Genomic DNA, 2,810 nt, shown 5'->3' with positions numbered 1-2,810 from the left:
GCGGTGTACCCGTTACACCGCGGTGATGCATTCGCGAGCAAGCCCGCTCCCACAACCGTTACTTCGCAGACTTGATCGCAGCGCCGAGTTTCTTGGCGGTGTCGGCCGGGTCGGCTTTCGGGTCATTGATGTAGTTGGTCACGACATCAAAGAACGCACCTTGCACGGCCAAGGTGGTGGCCATGTTGTGCGCCATGCTTGGCTGCAGGCCACCGGTCTGGGCGTCGGCCAGGAAGTCCTTGGCTGCCGTCTGGGCGCAGGAATCGAAGCCGAGCTTGTCCATTTCGTGGAGCATGTCGTTACGAACCGGGATCGAGCCTTTGTTGATGCTGAAGACTTTCTGGAAGTTTTCACCCAACACGACTTTGGCGATGTCCTGCTGGCCGGCCTGGGTGCCCTTGTCTTTCACCTTGAACACCGCCAGGGAGTCGATGTTGTAGGTGAAGGCTTTGTCGGTGCCCGGGAAGGCTACGCACTCATAGTCTTTGCCGGCGACTTTCTTGGCGGCGGTCCACTCGGACTTGGCCCAGTCACCCATGATCTGCATACCGGCCTTGCCGTTGATGACCTTGCCGGCTTCCAGGTTCCAGTCCTGGCCCTTGCCGTCGACGTCCATGTAGGTCGCGACTTTCTTCAGTTCGGTCAGCGCCTTGACCATTTCCGGGCCGGTCAGCGCAGCATTGTCGAGGTCAACCAGGGCTTTCTTGTAGCCATCGGCCCCCATCACCGACAGGACAACCGCTTCGAACACGGTGCTGTCCTGCCAAGGCTGTCCACCATGAGCGAGCGGAATGAAACCCGCGGCCTTGAGCTTGTCGCCGGCTGCGTAGAATTCTGCGAGGGTGGTCGGGTTCTTGGTGATGCCGGCTTTCTTGAAGACTTCCGGGTTGATCCACAGCCAGTTCACGCGGTGGATGTTCACCGGTACGGCGACGTAGTTGCCGTCGTACTTCACGGTGTCGGAGACTTTCTTGTCGAGCAGGGAGTCCCACTTCTCTTCTTTGGCGACGTCTTTGAGCACGTCGGTGTCGAGCAGGCCAGTCGACGCCCACTCCTGGATGTCAGGGCCTTTGATCTGGGCAACACCAGGCGGGTTGCCGGCGACCGCGCGGCTTTTCAGCACGGTCATGGCGGTGGCACCACCGCCCCCTGCGACAGCGCCGTCCTTCCAGACGAAGCCATCTTTCTCAACTTGGGCCTTCAGGACATCTACGGCCGCCTTCTCACCGCCCGAGGTCCACCAATGCACAACTTCAACCGTCCCTTTCGAGTCGGCGGCAAATGCACTGAGGGGAAACAACGAGGCAATGGAAATAGCGACGGCGAGGCGATTAATCGCGTTCATCTGAGTACCTTTTCTTGTTGTTATGCATGCAAGTCTGGAGCTTGCGCTGCACGGAGTTTAAACATGGATGTTCAGGGCGCAGGTAACAAAGGGATGTACAAATGTCACCAGTTGGTGACATAGAAGCCCCGACCTAAAGCACTGGTCATACTCGGAGACAAGGGTAGTACAGGCAGCACCACCGCTTGCCAAGCATGGTACAGGTCCGGTTTGCCACCCCAGATGTTGCTGCTGGGTTGGTTGTGCGGGCTGAGCTCGTGATGCCAACTGCCGTTGACCCTGTCGATAAAGTGGCTTTCGCAGAATTCCCAGAACCTTCGATACCAAATCTCGTAATGCGGGTCAGCGGTGCGTTTGAGCAGCGCCTGGGCAGCGGCACTGGCTTCGGCGTGAGTCCAGTGCAGGCGCTCGCGCACCACTGGGCGATGGCTCCAATCCAGGGTGTAGACGATGCCGGGAGCACCGTCCACGGCCCAAGCGTACTCACAGGCACTAGCGAACAAGCCTTTGGCGTCGCTCAGCAACCAGGCCGGCGTGACCAGCCCGGCCGCTAGCCGTGCGGCTTCCAGGTGCAATACCAACCGCGCCCATTCGAAACCGTGGCCGGGGGTTATGCCGTAAGGGCGGAAGCCGTCGGCGGGGTTGTCTTCGTTGTAACCGAGCAGCGGTTGCCAGTGGGTATCGAAATGTTCGATCACCATGAACTGATTAGCCGCCGCGTGCGTATGGATGACCCGCTCGACGATGCGTAGCGCCCGATCCAGCCAACGCGTATCGCCGGTCACATCCGCCAGGGCCAGGAAGGCCTCGGTGGCGTGCATGTTGCTGTTGGCACCGCGATAGGCCTCGACACCGGTCCAGTCCCGGGCAAAGGATTCGAGCATCACGCCCTCTTCTTCGCTCCAGAAAAACTGGTCGATGATATGGATGGCGTCGTTCAACAGGTTCTGTGCACCCGGTGCGCCGGCCACCACCGCCGAGCTGGCGGCCAGGGCGACAAAGGCATGCAAGTAAGCCGCCTTGCCGCTGTTGCCATCGCGGGCATTGGGCGCGGCGAACCAGCCTCCGTGCTCACTGTCGTGCAGTGGGCCACTGAGCGCCTCGACGCCGTGGGCAACCAAGTCAGCGTAACCCGGCAACCCCATGGCATGGGCCATGGCGAAACTGTGGGTCATGCGTGCGGTGTTCATGGTCTCGGCGTAGGCAGTGGCTGGCAGTTGACCCTTGTCATTCAGGTTACCGAACCCCTCAGGCACTCGGGAGGCTTTGGCGAAGGACAGCAGGCGCTGGCCTTCACTGGCAAGCCAGGCGTGATGGGCAGGTGCGTTCAGCCAACTGCTGGCAGGCAGTGGTTGCGTGGTCATGGGTGGCCCTTATTATTTTTTATGGGATGACCGAAGTCTAAACAAGGGCGAGAGAGGGGCAAGTAACGAAGGGGATGGGAAATGTCACCGGACGGTGACAT

The 2,810-nt window shown here is 60.2% G+C and carries 2 protein-coding genes; both read right to left on the bottom strand.

Features of this window, described 5'->3' with window-relative positions:
- Positions 1-58: 58 nt before the first annotated feature.
- A complete protein-coding gene (locus ACRESD_RS26160) occupies positions 59-1,345 on the bottom strand; it encodes an ABC transporter substrate-binding protein (protein WP_431753554.1) in 1,287 nt (428 codons plus the stop codon).
- A 104-nt stretch (positions 1,346-1,449) separates the two neighbouring features.
- Positions 1,450-2,709: an AGE family epimerase/isomerase gene (locus tag ACRESD_RS26155; protein ID WP_431753553.1), complete on the bottom strand. Its 1,260-nt coding sequence runs from the start codon at positions 2,707-2,709 to the stop codon at positions 1,450-1,452.
- Positions 2,710-2,810: the final 101 nt, after the last annotated feature.

Origin of the sequence: Pseudomonas sp. (genome assembly GCF_050739995.1) — a bacterium.
Taxonomy (GTDB): domain Bacteria; phylum Pseudomonadota; class Gammaproteobacteria; order Pseudomonadales; family Pseudomonadaceae; genus Aquipseudomonas.
The sequence above is the reverse complement of the archived record's forward strand: the minus strand, read 5'-3'. Positions and strand labels throughout refer to the sequence as shown.